The organism is Microvirga tunisiensis (genome assembly GCF_009296175.1).
Lineage (GTDB): Bacteria > Pseudomonadota > Alphaproteobacteria > Rhizobiales > Beijerinckiaceae > Microvirga > Microvirga tunisiensis.
Map to the genome: position 1 here is coordinate 1 of NZ_VOSK01000788.1, position 1,236 is coordinate 1,236.

1 protein-coding gene and 1 pseudogene are annotated in these 1,236 nt (G+C 65.5%); both read right to left on the bottom strand.

What is annotated here, in order from left to right; genetic code table 11:
- Positions 1–499 (bottom strand): annotated as a pseudogene (locus FS320_RS43675) (tyrosine-type recombinase/integrase); the annotation flags it as partial.
- The coding region (locus tag FS320_RS43680; protein WP_192926430.1) for a site-specific integrase at positions 499–1,236 on the bottom strand (738 nt) is incomplete at its 5' end. The pseudogene FS320_RS43675 and the gene FS320_RS43680, both read right to left, overlap by 1 nt.

Consider the following 1,236-nt stretch of genomic DNA (forward strand, 5'->3'; position numbering starts at 1 on the left):
GAATTCCCTGCGTGAGATCGGCATCACTGATATCAAGGCGCAACGCCTCGCCGGACCGCATGCCGGTGCTGGCGAGCAGGCCGACGAGCGGCGTCAGGAACCCGGCGCGCTCGGGATAATCGGGCGACACCGAGCGGCAGGCCGCCATGAGCCGTGAGAGTTCCTCGTCGGTGAGGATCCTGGGTGGCGGGATGGCTCGGTTCCTGGGAAAAGCCTTGGGGTCAAGCGCGTCGGTGCGCGGATCGAAGATGGCGAGATACTCGCTGAATCTGCGAACCACGCCGTAGCGAACGGCCCGTCCATTCGCCGTGCCCGCCCAGGAGCCTATGAAGCCGAGCACCGTTTGGCGGCAGAGTGGACCATCGAGCTGTTCGCCATCGACATAGGCGACGAGCGCGCGCAGGATCGCGGCCTGCTTGCTGAGCGAGAAGCCGAGCGAGCGTCGAAGCGCGACATAGGCCTCGACATGCTTGCTGAGTCTGCTGGAGAATGTGCTCATCACGCGTCTCCGGGAAAAGGAAGGGCGACTTCGGCGAGTTGCGACACCGCGACCTTCACGTAGATGGCGGTCGTATCGATGCTGCGATGGCCGAGCAGGTCGGCGATCTCGTTGATCGGTCGTCGCCGGTTGACGAGATGGGTCGCCAAGCTATGCCGGATGAGATGGGCGCCGATGGGACCGTTCAGCACGATGCCGGCGCGCTGCAGTGCGGAGCGGACGATGCGGGAGATGTTGGTGCTGCCGTCGATCGGGCGCACGGGCGGGAGGTGCACCAGGAACACGCGACGGCTGCGGCAATCGGGCCGGGCCCGCAAGACATAATCGGCGAGCGCTTTGCCCGCCTCCTGCGTGAGGGGCACGCTCCGATCGCGCCTCGCCTTAGTGCGGCGTATCCGAACCTGCGCATCGCGCCAGCGAATATCCTCGAGGACGAGTGAGCGAAGTTCCTTGTTGCGGATGCCGGTCGTGGCCAGCAACAGGAGGATAGCCCGATCGCGACTGCCGGTAGGGGTCGCAGGGTCGATGGCGTCGATCGCCTTCCGGATATCCTCCCAGCCCAGTTGCCGCGGCAAATGCGCGAGACGGTAGCATGGCGTGCGCGGCACGAACCGCGCAAGGTCCAGGTCATTGAGGTTGGCCCAGTGCAGGAACCTCAGAAACCGGCGCATATAGGACCCGGTCGCTGCCCGCGTGTTATCCATGGACGACAGGCCCATGAGGTGACCGGTGAGCGC